The organism is Paracoccus albicereus, assembly GCF_024359525.1.
GTDB lineage: Bacteria > Pseudomonadota > Alphaproteobacteria > Rhodobacterales > Rhodobacteraceae > Paracoccus > Paracoccus albicereus.
The window spans coordinates 543,149-562,058 of record NZ_JAKZEU010000001.1; the positions used below are offsets into that span (position 1 = coordinate 543,149).

At 64.5% G+C, this 18,910-nt stretch carries 15 protein-coding genes and 1 tRNA gene; 10 read left to right on the forward strand and 6 right to left on the reverse strand.

Annotation, left to right across the window (positions count from 1 at the left end):
- Window positions 1–19: 19 nt before the first annotated feature.
- Together MLD63_RS02740 and MLD63_RS02745 are read right to left on the reverse strand one after the other, a co-directional pair.
- Window positions 20–2,266, reverse strand: a complete 2,247-nt coding sequence (locus tag MLD63_RS02740) for a M23 family metallopeptidase (RefSeq protein WP_255328300.1) — start codon at window positions 2,264–2,266, stop codon at window positions 20–22.
- A 3-nt stretch (window positions 2,267–2,269) separates the two neighbouring features.
- Window positions 2,270–3,574, reverse strand: coding sequence for a hypothetical protein (locus MLD63_RS02745; RefSeq protein WP_255328301.1), 1,305 nt, complete (start codon window positions 3,572–3,574; stop codon window positions 2,270–2,272).
- 291 nt (window positions 3,575–3,865) lie between these two features.
- Between MLD63_RS02745 and MLD63_RS02750 the strand changes: the two genes are divergently transcribed.
- Window positions 3,866–3,941: transfer RNA gene (locus MLD63_RS02750), tRNA-Ala, on the forward strand.
- A gap of 107 nt (window positions 3,942–4,048) precedes the next feature.
- Here the strand turns inward: MLD63_RS02750 and MLD63_RS02755 are convergent.
- Complete coding sequence (locus tag MLD63_RS02755; protein WP_255328302.1) at window positions 4,049–4,261, reverse strand: hypothetical protein; 213 nt, start codon at window positions 4,259–4,261, stop codon at window positions 4,049–4,051.
- A gap of 250 nt (window positions 4,262–4,511) precedes the next feature.
- Between MLD63_RS02755 and MLD63_RS02760 the strand changes: the two genes are divergently transcribed.
- The 9 genes from MLD63_RS02760 (at window position 4,512) to MLD63_RS02800 (ending at window position 13,852) form a co-directional block, all read left to right on the forward strand.
- The gene (locus MLD63_RS02760) at window positions 4,512–5,420 is read left to right on the forward strand and encodes an ABC transporter ATP-binding protein (RefSeq protein WP_255328303.1); all 909 of its coding nucleotides are present in this window, start codon (window positions 4,512–4,514) and stop codon (window positions 5,418–5,420) included.
- On the forward strand, window positions 5,417–6,619 hold the full coding sequence (locus MLD63_RS02765) for an ABC transporter permease (RefSeq protein ID WP_255328304.1): 1,203 nt from the start codon (window positions 5,417–5,419) through the stop codon (window positions 6,617–6,619). Before MLD63_RS02760 ends, MLD63_RS02765 begins: the two co-directional genes overlap by 4 nt.
- Window positions 6,620–6,738: 119 nt before the next feature.
- Window positions 6,739–7,833 (forward strand): type 2 isopentenyl-diphosphate Delta-isomerase, encoded by a 1,095-nt coding sequence (gene fni / locus MLD63_RS02770; RefSeq protein ID WP_255328306.1) that lies wholly within the window; start codon window positions 6,739–6,741, stop codon window positions 7,831–7,833.
- The gene (locus tag MLD63_RS02775; protein WP_255328308.1) at window positions 7,830–8,561 is read left to right on the forward strand and encodes a fatty acid desaturase; all 732 of its coding nucleotides are present in this window, start codon (window positions 7,830–7,832) and stop codon (window positions 8,559–8,561) included. The genes fni and MLD63_RS02775 overlap by 4 nt, the downstream gene beginning before the upstream one ends.
- The gene (locus MLD63_RS02780; RefSeq protein WP_255328309.1) at window positions 8,558–9,067 is read left to right on the forward strand and encodes a sterol desaturase family protein; all 510 of its coding nucleotides are present in this window, start codon (window positions 8,558–8,560) and stop codon (window positions 9,065–9,067) included. Before MLD63_RS02775 ends, MLD63_RS02780 begins: the two co-directional genes overlap by 4 nt.
- Before the next feature lie 9 nt (window positions 9,068–9,076).
- Window positions 9,077–10,294 carry a glycosyltransferase gene (locus tag MLD63_RS02785; protein ID WP_255328310.1) on the forward strand — a complete coding sequence of 406 codons (1,218 nt, stop codon included), beginning with the start codon at window positions 9,077–9,079 and terminating at the stop codon, window positions 10,292–10,294.
- The gene (crtY, locus tag MLD63_RS02790; RefSeq protein WP_255328311.1) at window positions 10,291–11,448 is read left to right on the forward strand and encodes a lycopene beta-cyclase CrtY; all 1,158 of its coding nucleotides are present in this window, start codon (window positions 10,291–10,293) and stop codon (window positions 11,446–11,448) included. Before MLD63_RS02785 ends, crtY begins: the two co-directional genes overlap by 4 nt.
- The gene (locus tag MLD63_RS02795; RefSeq protein ID WP_255328312.1) at window positions 11,445–12,932 is read left to right on the forward strand and encodes a phytoene desaturase; all 1,488 of its coding nucleotides are present in this window, start codon (window positions 11,445–11,447) and stop codon (window positions 12,930–12,932) included. Before crtY ends, MLD63_RS02795 begins: the two co-directional genes overlap by 4 nt.
- A complete protein-coding gene (locus MLD63_RS02800; protein ID WP_255328313.1) occupies window positions 12,929–13,852 on the forward strand; it encodes a phytoene/squalene synthase family protein in 924 nt (307 codons plus the stop codon). The genes MLD63_RS02795 and MLD63_RS02800 overlap by 4 nt, the downstream gene beginning before the upstream one ends.
- A gap of 51 nt (window positions 13,853–13,903) precedes the next feature.
- Here MLD63_RS02800 and MLD63_RS02805 read toward each other — a convergent pair whose 3' ends face one another.
- The 3 genes from MLD63_RS02805 to MLD63_RS02815 all read right to left on the reverse strand — a co-directional run bounded on the left by MLD63_RS02805 (window position 13,904) and on the right by MLD63_RS02815 (window position 18,906).
- Window positions 13,904–14,755 carry a polyprenyl synthetase family protein gene (locus MLD63_RS02805; protein ID WP_255328314.1) on the reverse strand — a complete coding sequence of 284 codons (852 nt, stop codon included), beginning with the start codon at window positions 14,753–14,755 and terminating at the stop codon, window positions 13,904–13,906.
- Window positions 14,756–14,950: 195 nt separating this feature from the next.
- Window positions 14,951–16,246: a serine hydroxymethyltransferase gene (gene glyA / locus MLD63_RS02810; protein ID WP_255328315.1), complete on the reverse strand. Its 1,296-nt coding sequence runs from the start codon at window positions 16,244–16,246 to the stop codon at window positions 14,951–14,953.
- A 20-nt stretch (window positions 16,247–16,266) separates the two neighbouring features.
- Window positions 16,267–18,906, reverse strand: coding sequence for a phosphoenolpyruvate carboxylase (locus MLD63_RS02815; RefSeq protein ID WP_255328316.1), 2,640 nt, complete (start codon window positions 18,904–18,906; stop codon window positions 16,267–16,269).
- Window positions 18,907–18,910: the final 4 nt, after the last annotated feature.

Here is an 18,910-nt window from a genome sequence, read left to right on the forward strand (position 1 = left end):
GCCTTTCGGCCGGATGCGGCTACAGTGATCGACCTTCGGCCAGGATCGCGTCCATCGCCGCAACGTAGGCTGTGACCGCCGGTGACGGCGGCGGTTCTGCGCCCGCATCATCCCCGGCAAGCGGTGCGGTGTTCATCTTGCGGTCGGCCCAGGCTTTCAGCGTCGCGACGCTGTAGCCTGACAGGAACGGGTTCGCACGGACCACGCCAGCGCCCATCACTGCAAGAACGGTCTGATCGTTCGGGGCGGACAGAACCCGGTCGGCGCCTTCGGGACCCAGGAAATGTGCCAGATACAGCCGACCCGGCGTGATCTGATGTCCGCGTGCGCGCAGATAGGCTTCGTTTTCCTGGGCGAGATGCCGAACCATGTCACGCGACAGCGCGGCGTCGAACCGCAGGGCCAGAAGATCGCGCGGCGCCATCGAGGCGGTCAGGTCGGGACGATAGCTACGCATCATCCTCAGCCATGTGGAATCGATGAACTGGCCGAGACCCGTGGCCGAGGACAGTGGATTCCTGGCCCGCGCATTACCCGCGCTTTCAACGCGGATGATGCGCCCGATCAGCGCTTCGACAGCGTCCGAGGCCATGATCGTGACGCCGCCGCTCAGCAAGGGCAGCGGATCGACGGGTGTGCCGCCGCTAAGAACCTGGAATGCGAGTGCCGGTGCGCCCGATCCACCCGGTGGCGCACCGACGGTACCGATGGGGTCGCCCGCCGCGACAAGGTCGCCCTTGCCCAACCCCTCGCGAACCGTGTCGAGCCAGCCATAGCGCGTCGAAAACCCAGTGCCGTGATCCAGCGTTATGGAACGTCCCATTCCCCCTGACGCATTGTCGATCGCGGTGATATGCCCCGCCGCTGCGGCGCTCACCACGCTGCCACGCGCTGCCGCGAACCCGATCCCGTCCGGCCGTCCGTTACTTTGTCCCAAGGGACCGAATTTCTGTGCAATCGTTCCCGCGACGGGCATGGTCAGGTTCAGTCCACCCCCTTCAGCGCGGGCGAGCCGCGCGCCGGGTGCGTGACAGCGATAGCCCGGGCCATCTTCTCGTGGAACGACATAACAGCGCCTGACGCCCGAGGGGCCGTCGATTCCCGCGAAAAGCAGGCGTCCCGCATTATTGCTGCCTCGGTCGGGATCGGTCGCGAAAACCAATGTCAGGCGGTCGTCCTCATCTGCGTAGGCGTCGAGGTCGTGGACCTGCGCCACCATCGCGATCATCTCGCCCACGATCTCGGTCGGCACTTCGGCGCGGATGGCCGCGGAGTAGACGGCGTCGAGCAAGCGGAACCGTGCGCCCTGCGCGACAGACGCGCCCCCCGGATCCTGCGCGCGCGCCAGTCCAGCGATATCATCGTCCAGCCACGGATCGCTGGCACGAACCAACCCATCATCAGCTTTCGCGAGCGATCCCTGCCAACCGTCGGGACCGTAAAGCGACATCTGCAAAAGCTCGGGACCGCTTGCCTCGGGCGCGAACCGGATTGCCAGAACCGTGCCCGCAGCCAGATTGTCGCCCCCTTCCAGTACCGGTCCGGCTTCGGCCACGATCTTCTGGGCGCGGTCATCGGTGAAGCCATGGCTGGTCAGGAGCGCGGAAAAGGACGCATCGCGCGACAGGTCAAGCACCAGATCCTGGGACAAGGCCTCGCGGATTGCCTCGGGACGCAGGAAAAGCGTGCTTGCGTGATGATCGCGCGTTTCGCTTTCGGCGTCGTCGATCAGCGGGTCAACAGGCGCGGGTGAAGCGACCCGTTGAACCGCGAGCGAGCGGCCGCGCTGAGCCTGGAACAGCGCGAAATCCTCTCGCGTGCTGGGCAGGGTCGTCATCAGCCGCTGCTCACGCTCGATCAGCGGTGTCTCGATCAGCGTCAGCCTGTCAGGTGCAGGCGGCCCCACGCGCGCGGTATCCAGCGCCTGCCCGGCAAGCGTCTTTTTGCCCCAAGCTGCGGCATCCGGCAATGTCAGGATCAGCGGATCGCCCGGGATATCCGTGAAGCTGTCGCCGGGCCGTATCGGAGCGATGTCGAAGCCATCTGCGACCTGAACCAGTTGCGCCTCGTCATCGGGCACAGCTTCTGTCGCAGACGGCTCGACAGCTGCAACGATCGGGCCGGGCGGTTCGCGAACCATGAGGTAAATGCTTGCGGGCGCCAGCACGGTCAAAAACAGTGCAACCCCGACAATCCTCAACTGGCGCTTGCGCTTGCGTGCCCGCGCACGCTGTCCGTGATCGCGAAAGGCTGGATCGATCTGCATTGGCTAGCGAAAGATCCCCGTGCCCAGGGTTCGCGGATTGATCTGGCGATCGCCGCTCGGGGCGGGTGGCTGGCTGCGCGCCGGCTGTGGCGCCGCGCGCGCCGGCTGACTTGTGCTTCGCGTGTTTCGCGATGATGACACTGCTGTGGGCTGCGCGACGACGGGTGGACAACGCAGGTCCGGCGGACCGCCGGCGATGGCGCGAAACAACACGGTGTCGGGTTCCCGTCCCGGCGGCCGCGCGCCCGCCAGCGAGAAATAACGGTCGACAGCCTGGCGCGAGCCATTGCCCCAGACCCCATCGACACCAGAGCCATAGCAATCGACCCGCTGCAACTCAGCCTGGATCGCAGCTGCCATCTGCTCTGCATCCGGGTCGAAACCACCCGATTCCATCAGCCGTTGAAACAGCTCGGGATCCTCGGCGCGGATGCGTTCACGCTCGGCGTAATCGATACCCAGCGTCTCGCCTGACAGGATCTGACCGGGCTGGCTCTCTGTCGGCCCGGCCAGATCGGGCAAGCCCTCGCCGACGATGACCGACGGATCTGGATAACCGGGCGGAACCGGCCGGATCGAGCGATCCTGGGCGGGCAGTCTTTGGGCGGGGGCTGCGGCCCGATAGACCTGGACACCAGACGTGCCGGCGCCGGGCTGAAAGATCACAGGTGCGGGTGCGGCAACAATCAGGGAATCGGATGGCGGGCTGTCGGCAACAGTAACTGCAGACCGCTTCCAGTCGGGGCCTGCGGCAAAGGGAAGCCCGGTCTGGCTCAGCGCACCAGCTAGGTCGCCGGGCGCGCCAGCCAGTGCGCCGATCACCGCATCGGTCACGCGGTTCGTACCACAAGCTTGATCCTGGCTCGCTGACAGCGCGATCATCACCGAAGCCGGGTTTTCACCGATCTCTGGTGCCGGTTCGGACTCAAACCCCTCGCCGCAGGTCTCGATGACAAGGCCGAGCGTCCGGGACTGGCCGTACATCTCGATGAGCGCGTCAGGTGTCGCGTCAGACGACGCACCGGCGACGTAGACCAGAAGCTGGCCGGTTTCCGCCAGATGCGGTATCTGCGGCAGTGATGCCGGACGTTCGATGCGCCGAACCTCAAACCCCGCCGCGAGGGCGGCACGCGACACGGCCAGCGCATCGGCGGAGGCGGCACTGTCGCCATAGGCCAGAATCAGCGCGCGCTTCGTCTCATCCGCTGCATCGGCCTTGATTGGCGCAAGCAAACCGGCGACAAGGCTCGCCATCAGCGACGCGTGGCGGAACGGAATGACGGGACGTGGCAAGCGGTGGCCGATCATAAGCTTTCATTAGACGAATTGACTGTTTGGGGCGAGTAATTCCACCGCGGCTGCAACGCGTCTCACGGCACTTTGTCGAAAGACCAGGCCGCCGCAGCAAGTCTCAGAATTTCGTGCGCTTGACCCTGAAATGAACTGCCTGTTCCTGGTGAAGAAGCTGGCGTTGCGACCTGCACCGTCTGACGGGATCATGTGGTTCACCAAACAGATCGGGCACAGCTTTTCCTGCACCCGCACAAGCCCGACACAATCTTGACAAGGCGCGAGGCTGGGTCCACATACCCCGCCTGTGGGGCCGTAGCTCAGTTGGTAGAGCGTATCGTTCGCAATGATAAGGCCAGGGGTTCGATTCCCCTCGGCTCCACCAGCATCAATTCTCGGCAATCCTTGATGGCGCCTACGGGTGTATTTGTCCGCGCTTAAGGCGGATCGAATGTCAGGTCGTCTCGTCCTGCTGACCGGCCGCAAGGCCGATCAGTATCCCGCCCCGCCGTTCCAGTCCGAGGCATTGCCGTTCGGCTCGACGAAATAGCCCATCGATCCCCCCATCCCCATGCTGCCCTGGGTCCAGCGTGCGACGCCCGTGATATCCTCGCCGACCCCCGCAACGGTGTTGCAGCCGGCGATGGCTATAACAGCGACGAGAGCGATGGTTGCGCGCGTGGCGCTCTGCTTGGGTCGTTTCATGGCGGTTCTCCGCGTCTTTGTGTTCAGTCCTGCTCGCAATCGGGGTCGATTGTCGTGGCAGCGAAACCCGAGAGGGCAGGATCGTCAAGCAGAAGCGGGTCACGCCGTCGGTCGGGCGCCGTCGGAATGGCAAATTCCGTCCAGAACGCCTATCGCGGGTGGAGACGTGTTAACTTAGGTTCATCACGAGTTCTGAGGGGGTGATCGACGCGCGATGGCAGGGGGAGACGCTGCCCTTACGGTAAGGAACTTGTCTGCCCATTACGGCAGCAGGCAGGTTCTGCACGGTGTCGATCTCTGCATCCAGGTCGGTGAGATCTTCGGTCTTCTCGGGCGTAATGGCGCCGGCAAGACCAGTCTGGTGCGCGCGATCTGCGGACGCTTGGCGCCATCGGCCGGAAGCATCTCGGTCGGGGGCAACCGCCCTGATGGCGCATCGGTCCCGTCAATTGGGCTCGTGCCCCAGGACATCGCCCTTTATCCGGCGTTGACCATCCAGGAGAATCTCGAGGTTTTCGGCCGATTGTCGGGGCTGTCACGGAAAGCGACACGGCTTGCCATCGAAGAAGCGATCGATGTCGCTCATCTCGGCGAACGGCTGAACGATCGTGTGGACCACCTTTCAGGAGGCTGGAAACGACGGGTCAATATCGTGGCAGCCATGCTGCACAAGCCGGCCCTGCTTATCCTGGATGAACCGACTGTCGGCGTGGATGTGGATGCGCGAAACGCCCTGCACCGAATGATCCAGATGCTGCGCCGTGACGGCACGGGAATATTGCTCGTCACCCACGATCTGCAGCAGGCAGAGCTTTTGTGCGACCGTGTGGGCATTCTGCTTAATGGGCGTCTGGTGTTGCAAGGCGCCCCGAAGATGCTTTTGGAAACAGCTTTTTCTGGACGTGGGGAGTTCATTATCGAGTTCGCGGAAATTCTCTTGGACGGTCAGGCGAGGACGCTGAGGGACATGGGCTTCATGGCCAATGAAAATCGGCTGAGCTGGCATCTGGTCGGCGACCGCACGCTGGATTGCTTTGCCGACGTGAAGCGCGCGGGCCTTGACCCGCGCGAGATGCATTTCCGCCAGCCCGGGCTCGACAGTTTGTTCCTGTGGCTGTCGCAGCAGCAGTGTGAATACGCATCAGAGGGTGTCGCATGATTATCTCGATGCTCCGCGTCATGGCGCTCAGCCTTGTCCGCGACCGGGGCGCGCTTGTCCTGTCGTTCCTGCTTCCTCCGGCAATCTTCGTGATATTCGCCGCCATCTTCTCCGCCACGGCGAACGACGAGCTTCCGCTCAAGGTTGCGCTCGGGAAGGGCAATAACGTCGAGGCGTGGGATCGCTTCGAGGAAGTCCTGCGCGCAGAACCTTCGTTGCGCATCGTCGGCGCGACCGCGCTTGATCCGAAGGATGTCAGTCGGCAGGTGGAACAGGGCACGGTCGACGCGGGCCTGTTCATCAGGGGTGAAACAGGCGGGGATAAGGTACCCCCGCTGTTGGTTCTGACGGAGCCCGGAAAGCCGCTCGCAGGCGGAATTCTGAGCGGGAAGATCCGAAGCCTCATCACGGCCGAGATGCCGGACATGGCGCTTTCAACAACGGTTCTCGCGATCGAGCCGTTGATCGGTGGCCTGACGCCTGCGCAGACAGAGCGGCTGGAAACGGCGACAGCGGCGCTTGCGACGGGGGACCGGAATCTGGACGAAGCCCAAGACCTGGTCGAAACCGCGTTTGTCGGACCGCAGAAACGCCACAATGCGGCGGTGACCTATTGTGCAGGCGCCGTGGCCATTCTGTTCTTGTTGTTCTCATCCATGCAGAGCGCGGCCGTGCTGATCGACGAAAGAAATTCGGGCATTCTCGATCGCATCGCCGTGGTCCCGCGGGGACCGGAGATCGTGGTCCACGGCAAGTTCCTGTTCCTCGTGGCGCAGGGCGTCATCCAGGCAAGCCTCATCTTCGCCACCGCCGCCGGTTTCTATGGCGTCGACGTGATCGGCAATCTTGGGCTTTGGCTGCTGGTGACACTTGCGGCCTCGATGGCGGCGGCCGGACTGGCACTGGCCGCGGCGGCGACCTGCACGACCAAACAGCAGGCGCAGGCCGTCACGACCTTCATCGTCCTTGTCTGTTCGGCAGTGGGCGGCTCGATGGTGCCCCGCTTCATGATGCCTTTGTGGCTGCAGGACTTGGGGCGCTTCACGCCCAACGCCTGGGCCATCGAAGCCTATCAGGGGACACTTTGGCGCGGCGAAGCACTGACCGAAATGCTGCCGGAGCTTGGGGGTCTTCTCGGCTTGGCAGCGTTGAGCACGATGTATGCGGTCTCCGTGTCCAAGCGCAGACTTAGGGTGTAGCGCCGGAAGAAGGTTCGGCCCATGCTCAACCGGCTGCGGTGGCCCGGGCGCCCGAAACAGGTTACTGAGAGGCTTCTTGCGCAAGAACGCTGCAACTGGCCCATGGGACAACAGCTAGCATGACCGACATCTCGGGCAGGAAATCGGATCATCTGCGGATCGTGGCAGAGGGCCTCGGGACGCAGGACCGGCGCGCGACCGGTTTCGACAATGTCCACTTCGTCCACAAGGCGCTGCCCGATCTGGACATGGACGACATCGACACAAGCTGTCGATTCCTTGGCCGCAAAATGGGTGCGCCGCTGCTGATCTCGGCCATGACGGGCGGGCCGGATGAAGCGGCGCGGATCAACGCCTGCATCGCCGAAGCCTGCGCCGAACTTGGCATCGCCCTGTCCGTCGGTTCGCAGCGGATCGCGGTGGAGGATGGCGCAACAGGCGGATTGGGTGCCGATTTGCGCGCGCGGGCGCGGGATATCCCCATCCTTGGCAATATCGGTGCCGTGCAGTTGAACTATGGTTTCGGTCTGCCAGAAGCCCAGCGCGCGGTGGACATGATTGAGGCTGACGCCCTGATCCTGCATCTCAATCCGCTGCAAGAAGCGATTCAGCTTGAGGGGAACCGCAATTTCGCAGGGCTTATGCACCGGATCGAGGCGCTGGCCCGCGACCTTCCGGTTCCGCTCGGTGCCAAGGAGGTTGGCGCAGGGCTTGCGCCTGATGTGACCCGTCAGCTTCTTGATGCAGGCGTCCAGATCATCGACGTCGCGGGGCTTGGCGGAACCAGTTGGGCCCGGGTCGAGGCAGAGCGTGGGACGGCGCGGACGCAGGCCATCGCGGCACCCTTCCATGATTGGGGCATTCCGACGACCGATGCGCTGAGAGCCATCGCACCCTTGCCGCAGGGACGCAGCTTGATCGCCTCGGGCGGTGTGCGGGACGGGCTGGATGTCGCCCGCGCCATCAGGCTTGGCGCGGATCTGGCCGGCCAGGCAGCGCGGGCCCTGGCTGCTGCACGCACTAGCGCCGACGCGCTTGTCCAGCATTTCGACGACGTCATCACGCAGCTTCGCATCGCGATGTTCTGCACCGGTTCGGCTGATCTCGCCGCGCTGAGGCAGGCCGCCTTGCAGGGCGATCGCGATAAGTTGCAGGCTAGCCACGCCGGTCCAGCAGGTTTACCCTCGGCGGGTCAAGAGGATCGAACGCCATGACGCGCTTCTGTCGCGACAGCCATCATCGCCGCCACGAGGCTCGGGTCAGCATCGCGCTGGCCGCGCTGGTGGTGGTCGCGTGGGCGGTGCTTCATGTGTCCGCGGTGTGGTTTATCGCTGCGACGGCTCATCCTTTGCTGGCACTGGCTGCGCTGATTGGACTGACCTGGCTGTCCACCGGGCTTTTCATCATCGCGCATGATGCGATGCACGGGGCGGTCGCACCGGGCCGACCTCGTCTGAACGCGGCGATCGGCCAGGTGGTCCTGTTTCTGTACGCCGGCTTCTCGTGGCGCAGGCTGATCGTTAACCACATGGCCCATCACCGACATGCGGGAACCGAAGAGGATCCGGATTACGGCCCCGGCAGTGCTGTCCGCTGGTATGCCAAGTTCGTTCGAACCTATTTCGGTTGGCGCGAATTCTTCGTGCTGGGCAGCGCAGTGATCGTTTATGCGCTGATTCTTGGGCCGCGCTGGCCCTACGTCGCCTTCTGGGCCGTGCCCTCGATCCTCGCGTCGATTCAGCTGTTCTACTTCGGCACGTACCTGCCCCACATGCCGCGTCCGGGCGAACGTTTCGAAGACCGGCACAATGCGCGCTCGACCAGGCTGAACGACCGGCTGTCGCTGATCTCGTGCTTCCATTTCGGTGGCTATCACCATGAACACCACTTGCACCCGAACGTGCCTTGGTGGCGGCTGCCTGAAACGCGGGTGCAGACATGAGCGACTGGCTGATCCCGCTGGCGATTGTCCTGGCCACGGTCGCCTTCATGGAGCTAACGGCCTATTCGGTGCATCGCTGGATCATGCACGGACCGCTCGGCTGGGGCTGGCACCGCTCGCACCATGAGCGTCCGGACCACCAGGGGTCCGGGTTCGAGAAGAACGACCTTTACGGGATCGTCTTTTCGGTGATCGCGGCGGCGCTGTTCATCTTTTCAGACGGCTGGCCGTGGTGGGTCGCCGTGGGGATGACATGCTACGGGTTCATCTACCTGTTCTTGCATGATTGCCTGGTCCATCAACGCTGGCCGTTTCGTCACATCCCGCGCAAAGGCTATCTGCGCCGCGTCTATCAGGCGCACCGTCTGCACCATGCGGTCGACGGGCGCGAGGGCTGCGTCAGCTTTGGTTTCATCTATGCCCCGCGGCCCGATCGGCTAAAGCAGCAGCTGCGCGATGCTGGCACGTTGCGCCGCGAAGCCGCCGAGCCGGACAAGCAGGGCTGATCGTCCCGCATGGCGCGCATCGTCTTCTGCCTGCCCGCGATGCGCGGACATCTTGGGGCTCATGCGCCGCTGGCACGCGAACTGGTACGGCGTGGCCACAATGTAACGCTGCTAGGCAGTCGTGCGCTGACACCGTTGGCAAGTGAAGAGGGGCTGAACGTCGCCTCGCTCGACTGGACGGAGCCGAGCCTCGGCGGTGCCGGACTTGTCCGAACGCTGACGGCGACGGCAGCGGCGACGCGTGGCGTCATCCGTCATGCTCCTTCGGCGCTGGCCAGTCTCGATCCCGATCTTGCAATCACCGATCAGGCAGAGCCGGGCTACGCCCTCGCGGCTGAGGCGTCCGGGATTCCGCGCATCACGCTGACCGCAGGCCTGCCGATCATGGCCAGTGACGAGGTCCCGCCCCCGTTCCTTCCGTGGCCTTTCGATCCATCCGTGAAGGGCCGGAAGCGTAATCGTGGGGGTTGGGCGGTCGCCTCGGTACTGATGGCGCTTCAGAAGCGCGCACTGGCCGCGGGATGTCGGGATCACGGTCTGCCGCTGCGCGCCGACATGGCTGACTGGACCCACGGGGTGCCTGAATTGCGGCAGATGATCCCTTCGCTGGACTTCCCGCAGCCCCGGCCTGCGAACGCAGTGTCGCTTGGCCCCTTGCGCGACGGCGACGTTACGGAAACGCTTCCGCCGTTGGGCGACAAGCCGTTGATTTTCGCTTCGCTCGGGACGCTGGCAGGGCGGCGCAGGCGCCTTTTGCACGCGATCTGCGAAGCGGCAGCGCCGCTTGATGCGACGCTGGTGCTGGCTCATGCGGGCACGCTGTCGTCCGCAGAGGTTGCGGCCTTGCCTGGTCGGCCGCTGGTCCGCAACCTCTGGCCGCAACTTCCGTTGCTGGACCGCGCATCCGTCTGCATCACCCATGGCGGAATGAATACAGTGCTGGATTGCGTCGCGGCCGGTGTGCCCATGCTGACCTTGCCGCTGGCCTTCGAGCAGCCGGGCATCGCAGCCCGTGTCGCCCATCACGGGGTCGGTCTGACCCTTCCGCCCCGCCAGCGCGGCGTCGGGATGATCCGTGCCACACTGCGCGAGCTGCTTTCCGATCGCGACTTCGGTGACAAGATCGCTGCCCACCGCGCGGAACTGCGTGCGCTGGGCGGCGTTCGGCGCGGTGCGGACATCATCGAGGGCTCGTTGAACCGCTCCGCAACGGGGGATGCGGCATGAATGCGGACATCATCCTGGGCGGCGGCGGTCTCGCCTCCAGCCTGATCGCGCTGGCCGTCCGCGCGGTGCGGCCGAAGGCGCGTATCCTGATCCTCGACCGCGCCGCCGGCCCTTCGGACAGCCACACCTGGTCCTTTCACGGTCCCGATATCGCACCAGAATGGCACGTGCGCCTTGGACCTGCGCTGGTCGGGAACTGGCCGGACCAAGAGGTCCGCTTCCCCGCGCATGCACGTCGGCTTCGCGCCGGCTATTCCTCGATGGGCAGCGAAGGGCTGGCCCGGCTGAGAGACAAGGCCGGGATCGAAACGCTCTGGTCGTCCGAGATTGCGACGCTAGGCAGGGATCGCGCCGTTTTGCGAGACGGGACGGAACTGACCGCGCCCGCGATCCTCGACGGACGGGGCGCGCAGCCGGGGCCGCATCTGGTCACCGGCTTTCAGAAATTCGTCGGAATCGAGATCGAGTGCGACGCCCCCCATGGCATACCCCGGCCGGTCATCATGGATGCGACGGTGCCACAACAGGACGGCTACCGCTTCATCTATGTCCTGCCCTTCACCCCGACGCGCGTGCTGATCGAAGACACGCGCTACAGCGACGGTGCGGGCCTGTCCGACAACGAACTGGCGGCCGAGGCAATGGACTATGCCGCATCTCGTGGATGGCGCGGGCAAGAGGTTCGGCGGGAACGCGGCATTCTACCGATCGCACTGGCGCAGGATGCCGCGGGCTTCTGGAACGACCATGCCGACGGCCCGGTCCCGATCGGCCTGCGCGCAGGCCTGTTCCATCCCGTAACGGGCTATTCCCTTCCCGTCGCGGTCCAAGTCGCCGACCTGATCGCCGATACGCAGCCGATGACCACCGAAGCGATCCGGGCCCGTCTGCGCAGTTTCGCCCAGCGCCGCGCGCGCGAAGACCGCTTTCTGCGCCTTCTGAACCGGATGCTGTTCCGCGGCTGCCCGGGACCCGAGCGTTACCGACTGCTGGAACGCTTCTACCGCTTGCCCGAGCCGCTGATCGAGCGGTTCTACGCCGGTCGCCTGACCTGGGCCGATCGCGCCCGGATCGTCACCGGCAAGCCCCCGATCCCGATCCGCGCCGCGCTGCCCTGCCTGCCCGAGGCGCCGCTCCTGAAAGGTGAGACATGACATCAGCCATCGTGATCGGCGCAGGATTCGGCGGGCTTGCGCTGGCGATCCGCCTGCAGAATGCAGGGATCGCGACGACGCTGGTCGAGGCCCGCGACAAGCCGGGCGGGCGCGCCTATGTCTGGCACCATGAGGGGCATGTCTTCGATGCCGGTCCTACGGTCATCACCGACCCGGATGCGCTGAAGGAGCTTTGGACCGACGCCGGTCAGGACATGGCGCGCGATGTGACACTGATCCCCATTTCTCCCTTCTATCGGCTGATATGGGACGGCGGACGTGTCTTCGACTACGTCAATGACGGACAGCAACTGGAAGAGCAGATTGCCCGGTTCAACCCGGACGATCTGGAGGGCTATCGCCGTTTCAAGGACTACGCCGAAGAGGTCTATCAGGAAGGCTACGTCAAGCTGGGCACGGTGCCCTTCCTGAAGCTGGGTCAGATGATGCGCGCAGCCCCCGCCCTGATGCGGCTTCAGGCCTACAAATCCGTCCACGCCAAAGTGTCCGAATTTATCAAGGACCCGTATCTGCGGCAGGCCTTTTCCTATCACACGCTGCTGGTGGGCGGGAATCCCTTCTCGACCAGCTCGATCTACGCGCTGATCCACGCGTTGGAACGGCGTGGCGGGGTCTGGTTCGCCAGGGGTGGCACCAACCAACTCATTTCTGGGATGGTCCAGCTGTTTGAACGGCTCGGCGGCACCTTGCTGTTGAACGCAAAGGTTGCGCAGGTCCAGACCGAGGGTGGGCGTGCGACCGGCGTCCGGCTGGTGGATGGACGGCAGTTGGACGCGGACATGGTCGCCAGCAATGGCGACGTCATGCACAATTATCGTGACCTTCTGGGCCATACACGCCGCGGGCGCACCAAGGCTGCCATGCTGGGCCGTCAGCGCTGGTCGATGTCGCTTTTCGTGGTGCATTTCGGCTTGAAAGAGATGCCACAGGGCCTTGCCCACCACACCATCCTCTTCGGCCCGCGATACAAGGAGTTGGTGAACGAGATCTTCAAGGGCCCGAAGCTGGCAGAGGATTTCTCGCTCTACCTTCATTCACCCTCGGTCACGGACCCTGACATGGCTCCGCCGGGCATGTCGACGCACTACGTGCTGGCCCCGGTCCCCCATCTGGGCCGCGCCCAGATCGACTGGTCCAAGGAAGGCCCGGCCTATGCCGATCGCATCCTGCAAAGCCTGGAAGAGCGGCTGATCCCGAACCTGCGGGCGAACCTGACCACAAGGCGCATCTTTGCGCCGTCGGACTTCCAAAGCGAACTTGCCGCCCATCACGGCAGCGCGTTCTCGGTCGAGCCGATCCTGGCGCAATCCGCCTGGTTCCGTCCCCATAACCGCGACCGTTTCATCCGTAACTTCTATCTTGTCGGCGCGGGCACCCATCCGGGTGCGGGCATTCCGGGCGTCGTCGGCAGCGCGAAGGCCACAGCACAGGTGATGCTGTCGGATGCGGGCGTCTCGGCGTGAAGGACACGGTCGCCGCCAGCGAAATTTCTATCGCCCAAGGGTCGCAAAGCTTCGCGGCCGCCGCAAAGCTGATGTCTGCTGGCATGCGCGACGATACGGTGATGCTTTACGCCTGGTGTCGGCACGCTGACGACGTGATCGACGGTCAGGATCTCGGCAGCCGGCCGGACCCGGGCGCGGATGCAGAAGCGCGACTGTCCCAGTTGCGCGCCGATACGCTGGAGGCGCTGCACGGTGATTTGCCGATGTCACCGCCCTTCGAGGCGCTGCGCGCCGTCGCACGCCGACACGCGTTCCCCGATCGCTGGCCGCTGGACCTGATCGAAGGTTTTGCGATGGACGTCAACGCGCGCCAATATCGGACGCTTTCGGACACGCTGGAATATTCCTATCACGTTGCAGGCGTTGTGGGTGTCATGATGGCACGTGTGATGGGCGTTCGCGATCCAGCGGTTCTCGACCGGGCCTGCGATCTGGGGCTTGCCTTTCAACTGACCAACATCGCACGCGACGTGATGGACGACGCCGCGATCGGGCGCTGTTACCTGCCGCAGGATTGGCTGAACGCGGCGGACGCGAGCATCGAGGGCGAAATCCCATCGCCCGCCGTCTACGAGGTCATCCTTCGGCTTCTGGACGCGGCCGAGCCTTATTACGGCAGCGCCCGCGCTGGCCTTCCGGGCCTGCCGCTGCGCTGCGCCTGGTCCATCGCGGCGGCCGCGCGCATCTATCACGCGATCGGCACCCGCATCCGAAGGGGCGGACCCAAGGCCTACCGCACTCGTATCCGCACCTCTGGCGCGGCGAAGGTCGGAATGGTTTTGCGCTCGGGCGGTGACGCCTTTCTGTCTCGAGCGTCGGGGAAAAATGTGTCGCGCGAAGGTTTGTGGAACCGTCCGCGTGCGGACGAGAAGGCCTGATACAGCTAGACGGGGGCGAGTTATCGCTTGGCCGTCAACGCGTCAGGAGTGTCATGCGCTGCCGCGAAGCGATTTTGGCAGCACCCCTGCCAGCAGCGCCTGGATATCGGGACTTGCCAACGGCGGGACCGCCAGCATGTCGTCCAGTTCGGCGCGGTTCAGTTTGTAGCTTTCCGACACGTCGCTCAGGCTTTCGACGGCCAGCATCCCGCGCGCCGGATTGTCCGGTCGCGTATCGCGGCCGATATCCTTGCCGATGGCGTGCGGGTCGCCGATCAGGTCCAGCAGATCATCGTAGGACTGGAAAACCCGACCAAGCTGGCGCCCGAAAGCGATCATCGCTTGCACGGCCTTGTCGTCCAGACCCTTGATTGCGCCCAGCATTTCAAGTCCGGCGATGAACAGGACGCCCGTCTTTAGGTCCTGTTCACGCCGGATCCGTTCCGGCGTTTTCCCACCGGCCAGATCCAGGTCCTGACCGGCACACAATCCCTGCGGTCCAAGCGCCGCCGACAGGATCGAGACCAGCCGCGATCTCGTCTCGGGCGACGCATCTCGGGCATCGGCCAAAACCCGCATCGCCTCGGTGATCAACGCGATGCCGGCAAGAACCGCCCGCGCCTCGCCGTGTTTGACGTGGGTCGCCGGTTCGCCGCGACGCATCTCTGCGTCGTCCATGCAGGGCAGATCGTCGAAGACCAGCGAGGCGCTGTGCACGATCTCCAGTGCCGCGGCCGAATCCACGCTGGCCCGGCAGACTCCGCCGCCAGCTTCGGCGGCCATCAGAAGCAGGGTTCCGCGAAACCGCTTGCCGCCGGACATGACCGCCCCGGACATTGCCGCGCCCAGCCCGTCCGATGCGGTGCCGAACCCTTCGCTGATTTCCGCGAGGCGCGCGTTCAAGCGATCCCGCAGCGCCTCCGCTGATTGTGTCGCCGCTTCTGCCGTCATCAAGTCAACCGTTACCCGCCGCTGGTGGCGCCAGTCCAAGCGCCGTATCTCGCTGCCGGTTCCCGTACGGGATGAACCCTGACACCAGCCATCATGTTGGCCGGATCGGGGCTGACTGTCCACCGCTGAATGGCTGTGATGGTCGCGCTAGAGCCCCTGATACAAGGGATAGCGCTGGCACAGCGCTTCGACCTGCACCTTCACTTGCCCCTCGATCTCGGCGTTGCCGTCTTCGCCGTTCGTGGCAAGCCCGTCCACAACCTGCAGGATCCAGTCGCCAATCTGGCGAAACTCGCTCTCGGCGAAGCCCCGGGTCGTCCCGGCCGGGCTGCCAAGTCGGATCCCACTGGTGATCGTCGGCTTTTCAGGGTCGAAGGGCACGCCATTCTTGTTGCAGGTGATATGCGCGCGGCCAAGCGCGGCCTCTGCGGCCTTGCCCGTCACCCCCTTGGGGCGCAGATCGACCAGCAGGACATGGGTGTCGGTCCCGCCCGTCACGGTGGCGAGCCCGCCTTTCATCAACTGGTCGGCCAAAGCCTGTGCATTGGCGATCACTTGGCGGATATAGGTCTTGAAGCCGGGCTGCAGCGCCTCGCCGAAGGCGACGGCCTTGGCGGCAATCACGTGCATCAGCGGCCCGCCCTGCAGACCGGGGAAGATCGCCGAGTTGATCTTTTTCGCGATCTCGGGATCGTTCGTCAGGACCATGCCGCCGCGGGGACCGCGCAGGGTTTTGTGGGTCGTCGTGGTGGCGACGTGGGCGTGGGGGAAGGGGCTGGGATGTTCGCCCGCCGCGACCAGCCCGGCGAAATGCGCCATGTCCACCATCAGCAACGCCCCGACCTCATCGGCGATGGCGCGCATCCGTGCGAAGTCGATATGCCGGGGAATCGCACTGCCGCCCGCGATGATCAGTCTTGGCCTGTGCTCGCGGGCCAGCGCCTCGATCTGTTCATAGTCGACGCGGTTGTCGTCGCGCCGGACCCCGTATTGTACCGCGTTGAACCACTTGCCCGACAGGTTCGGCGCAGCGCCGTGGGTCAGGTGGCCGCCGGCATCAAGGCTCATCCCCAGGATCGTGTCGCCGGGCTTGAGCAGTGCGAGGAACACGCCCTGGTTGGCCTGGCTGCCGGAATTCGGCTGGACGTTTGCGAAGTCGCAGCCGAACAAGGCCTTCGCCCTCTCGATTGCCAAGTCTTCGGCGATATCGACATACTGACACCCACCGTAATAGCGCTTACCCGGATAGCCTTCGGCATACTTGTTGGTCAGGACAGAGCCCTGCGCCTCCATCACGGCGCGACTGACGATGTTTTCCGATGCGATCAGCTCGATTTCATCGCGCTGCCGGCCCAATTCCTGCCGGATCGCGTCGGCGATCTCGGGATCGGTTGAGCGGAGATCCCCGGTGAAGAAGCTCGAGATCGGTTGCTGGTCGTTCATGTCAGTCCTTTCTTTCAAGATCATCCGGTCCAGCCAAGCGCGGCTGAAATGCAGTTCATCGACTGCATCAGCGGAACCGTGAGGCTGCGGTCATGACCGCTGCGAACCGCGCCGAGCAGATCGACCTGAAGATTGTGGGCGCGTTCCAGATCGCATCCGATACGATCGAAATGTGCAACCGTTTGCGGGAAGCGGGCACCGATGACCGCGCCATCGTTCAGAAACCGCAGCGCGTCGCAGCTGGCATCGTGTTCATCCCGGATCATGCCGAAGACGCGATCACGCAGCTTCTGATCGGGGACCAGCGCGGCGTAACGCGCGGCGATCGCCATGTCGGTCTGGAACAAGGTCTTTTCGACCTCATCAACGATCAGCCGGAACAGCGCCGAATCCGTCGTCATCTGCCGCAGCAGATCGTCGCCCGCCTGACCGCGATACTTGCGGAATTGGGCAATTGCGGTGCCGAAGCCATACCAGCCGGTAAGAAGATGGCGGTTCTGAGACCACGCAAAGACCCAAGGGATCGCGCGCAGATCGTCAAGGCTGGCCGCACCGAACCGCCGCGCGGGGCGCGAGCCGATTTTCAGCATCGCCAGTTCCTCGACCGGACTGGCTTGCTGGAAATAGTCGATGAAGCCCGGCGCGTGGAGCAGTCCGGTGTAGGCCGTCTGCGACATCGCCGACAGGGCGTCCAGCGTATCGTTGAATTCCGGCCGCACCGGCTCGGGGCGTGCGTTCAGAGAATGTGCCAGAACCGATGAAGCGAGCAGCTCCAGCTGATACTGCGCGTTTCCGCGGTTGGCGAATTTCGCGGTAATGACCTCGCCCTGCTCGGTCATCCGCAGGCGGCCGTTGACGGTGCCGGGCGGCTGCGCGGCGATGGCGCGTTCCGTCGGCGCGCCGCCTCGGCTGACAGAGCCGCCGCGACCATGGAAGAAGACCGGCAGCAGGTCGTGCTTGGCCAGCGTGCGGGTGATGCTGCGCTGCGCCTTTTCCAGTTCCCAGGTCGAGCAGACGAAGCCGCCGTCCTTGTTGCTGTCCGAATAGCCCAGCATGATCTCGATCCGACGGTCCAGTCCGGCAAGGCTGCGGCGGGCCAGTGGCACATGCAGCAAGTCGTCCAAGATCTGCGGAGCGGCGCGCAGGTCGTCGATCGTCTCGAACAGCGGGACGACCTGCAGATCCAGCCGCTCGGCGCCGAAGCCTGCGTGGCGTGCCAGCAGGAAGACGCCAAGCAGATCTTCGCATGACCGAGTCATCGACAGGATAAAGGGCCCGATCGCCTGCGGATCGGCGCCGATTTTCGTATCATGGATCAGCGACAGCAGCGACAAAAGCTCGCGTCCCCTGTCGGACAGCTTCGATGGATCGACGGGCTGCAACGTCGGCTGCGCCAGATCGCGGCGAAGCCTATTCGACCAATCCGGCGACCCGCAGTCGGCCGCGAAGCCGTCCATCGCCCAGATTTCAGCCAAGACGTCAGTCGTGACCTTCGAATTCTGGCGGACATCCAGCGTCACCGTGCGAAAGCCGAACGTCTCGGCCTGCCAGCGGATCGGACGAACAACACGGTTTGCCAACGCCTTCGCGTCGATCAGCGAGAGAGCGGTCTCCACCTGCCGAAGATCAACGATGAACTCGCCCACATGGGCGTAGGCAGGTCCGAAATCCTCCAGCGTCGCTTCAATGCGATGCTGAATTGCGCTCAGCGCCTGGCGGAACAATTCGCCCTCATTGCGGCGCGAAGGCCGGTCGATCGCGCGCGCCGCATCGATCACCTTGCGCAGCAGGTTCTGTGCTTCCTGCGGCATGGCCGAGATGGCATCGCTGATGCTCAACTGCTGCGCGGCCACCATAAGCTTCGACAGATAGCGTTCCAGGATCGTGGTCCGGGCACGCTGCAGCGCAGTCCGGGTCGTAGTCACCGTCACGTTCGGATTGCCGTCGCGGTCGCCACCGATCCAGGAATGGAACCTCAGGAAACTGGTTCCCGTGTCTTCGTCGTCGTCGCGGGACGCCCTCTGGAACTGAGCGATGACATTCGGAACGGCGTCGAAAAGACTGTCGCGAAAGATCTGCAGACCCCAGTTGATCTCATCCTCGACCGAGGGGCGCTTCATCCGCAACTCGCCGGTCAGCCACAGCAGATCGATCTCTGCCTTGATCGCGTCGCGCAAGTCGGCGCGTTCCCGAGGTGTCCAGCGGCCCGTCTCCAGCGCGACGGCACCGCGATAGATGCGACGGTGGATCTCAAGCACGGTGACGCGCTTGGCCTCGGTCGGATGCGCGGTCAGGGTCGGCGCGACCATCAGGTCGCGCGCGAGCCGGTCGACGGCCTCGGATGGTTTCGTCCTCTGCCCAGCGAGAACGCGGGCGAAGCTGCCATCGATGGCTGCCGGACCCTCGCGCGTCTCCGACTCTCGTCGCGCGCGCATTTCGGCGTTCTCGTCCGCGATGCGCAAAAGCTGAAACCACATGTTCAAAGCCTGAAGAAAGGGGATGACAGCGGCGCCGGTGGGCTGACCGGCGGCGTCTCCCGAAACGTAGGGAAGGATCGAGGGTGCGCGCCGTGCGATGACGCGTCGCCACAGCTCCCTGAAGTCGGCCCGCAAGCCGTCGGCATAGGCTGGTGGGCCTGGGTCGCGTCGGGACCTTTCCATCCGT

Coding starts and splice junctions, on each gene's coding strand:
- MLD63_RS02815 (WP_255328316.1), bottom strand. CDS start 18,906: ATGGAAAGGTCCCGACGCGACCCAGGCCCACCAGCCTATGCCGACGGC.
- crtY (WP_255328311.1), top strand. CDS start 10,291: ATGAATGCGGACATCATCCTGGGCGGCGGCGGTCTCGCCTCCAGCCTG.
- MLD63_RS02740 (WP_255328300.1), bottom strand. CDS start 2,266: ATGCAGATCGATCCAGCCTTTCGCGATCACGGACAGCGTGCGCGGGCA.
- MLD63_RS02765 (WP_255328304.1), top strand. CDS start 5,417: ATGATTATCTCGATGCTCCGCGTCATGGCGCTCAGCCTTGTCCGCGAC.
- glyA (WP_255328315.1), bottom strand. CDS start 16,246: ATGAACGACCAGCAACCGATCTCGAGCTTCTTCACCGGGGATCTCCGC.
- MLD63_RS02755 (WP_255328302.1), bottom strand. CDS start 4,261: ATGAAACGACCCAAGCAGAGCGCCACGCGCGCAACCATCGCTCTCGTC.
- MLD63_RS02780 (WP_255328309.1), top strand. CDS start 8,558: ATGAGCGACTGGCTGATCCCGCTGGCGATTGTCCTGGCCACGGTCGCC.
- MLD63_RS02785 (WP_255328310.1), top strand. CDS start 9,077: ATGGCGCGCATCGTCTTCTGCCTGCCCGCGATGCGCGGACATCTTGGG.
- MLD63_RS02745 (WP_255328301.1), bottom strand. CDS start 3,574: ATGATCGGCCACCGCTTGCCACGTCCCGTCATTCCGTTCCGCCACGCG.
- fni (WP_255328306.1), top strand. CDS start 6,739: ATGACCGACATCTCGGGCAGGAAATCGGATCATCTGCGGATCGTGGCA.
- MLD63_RS02795 (WP_255328312.1), top strand. CDS start 11,445: ATGACATCAGCCATCGTGATCGGCGCAGGATTCGGCGGGCTTGCGCTG.
- MLD63_RS02775 (WP_255328308.1), top strand. CDS start 7,830: ATGACGCGCTTCTGTCGCGACAGCCATCATCGCCGCCACGAGGCTCGG.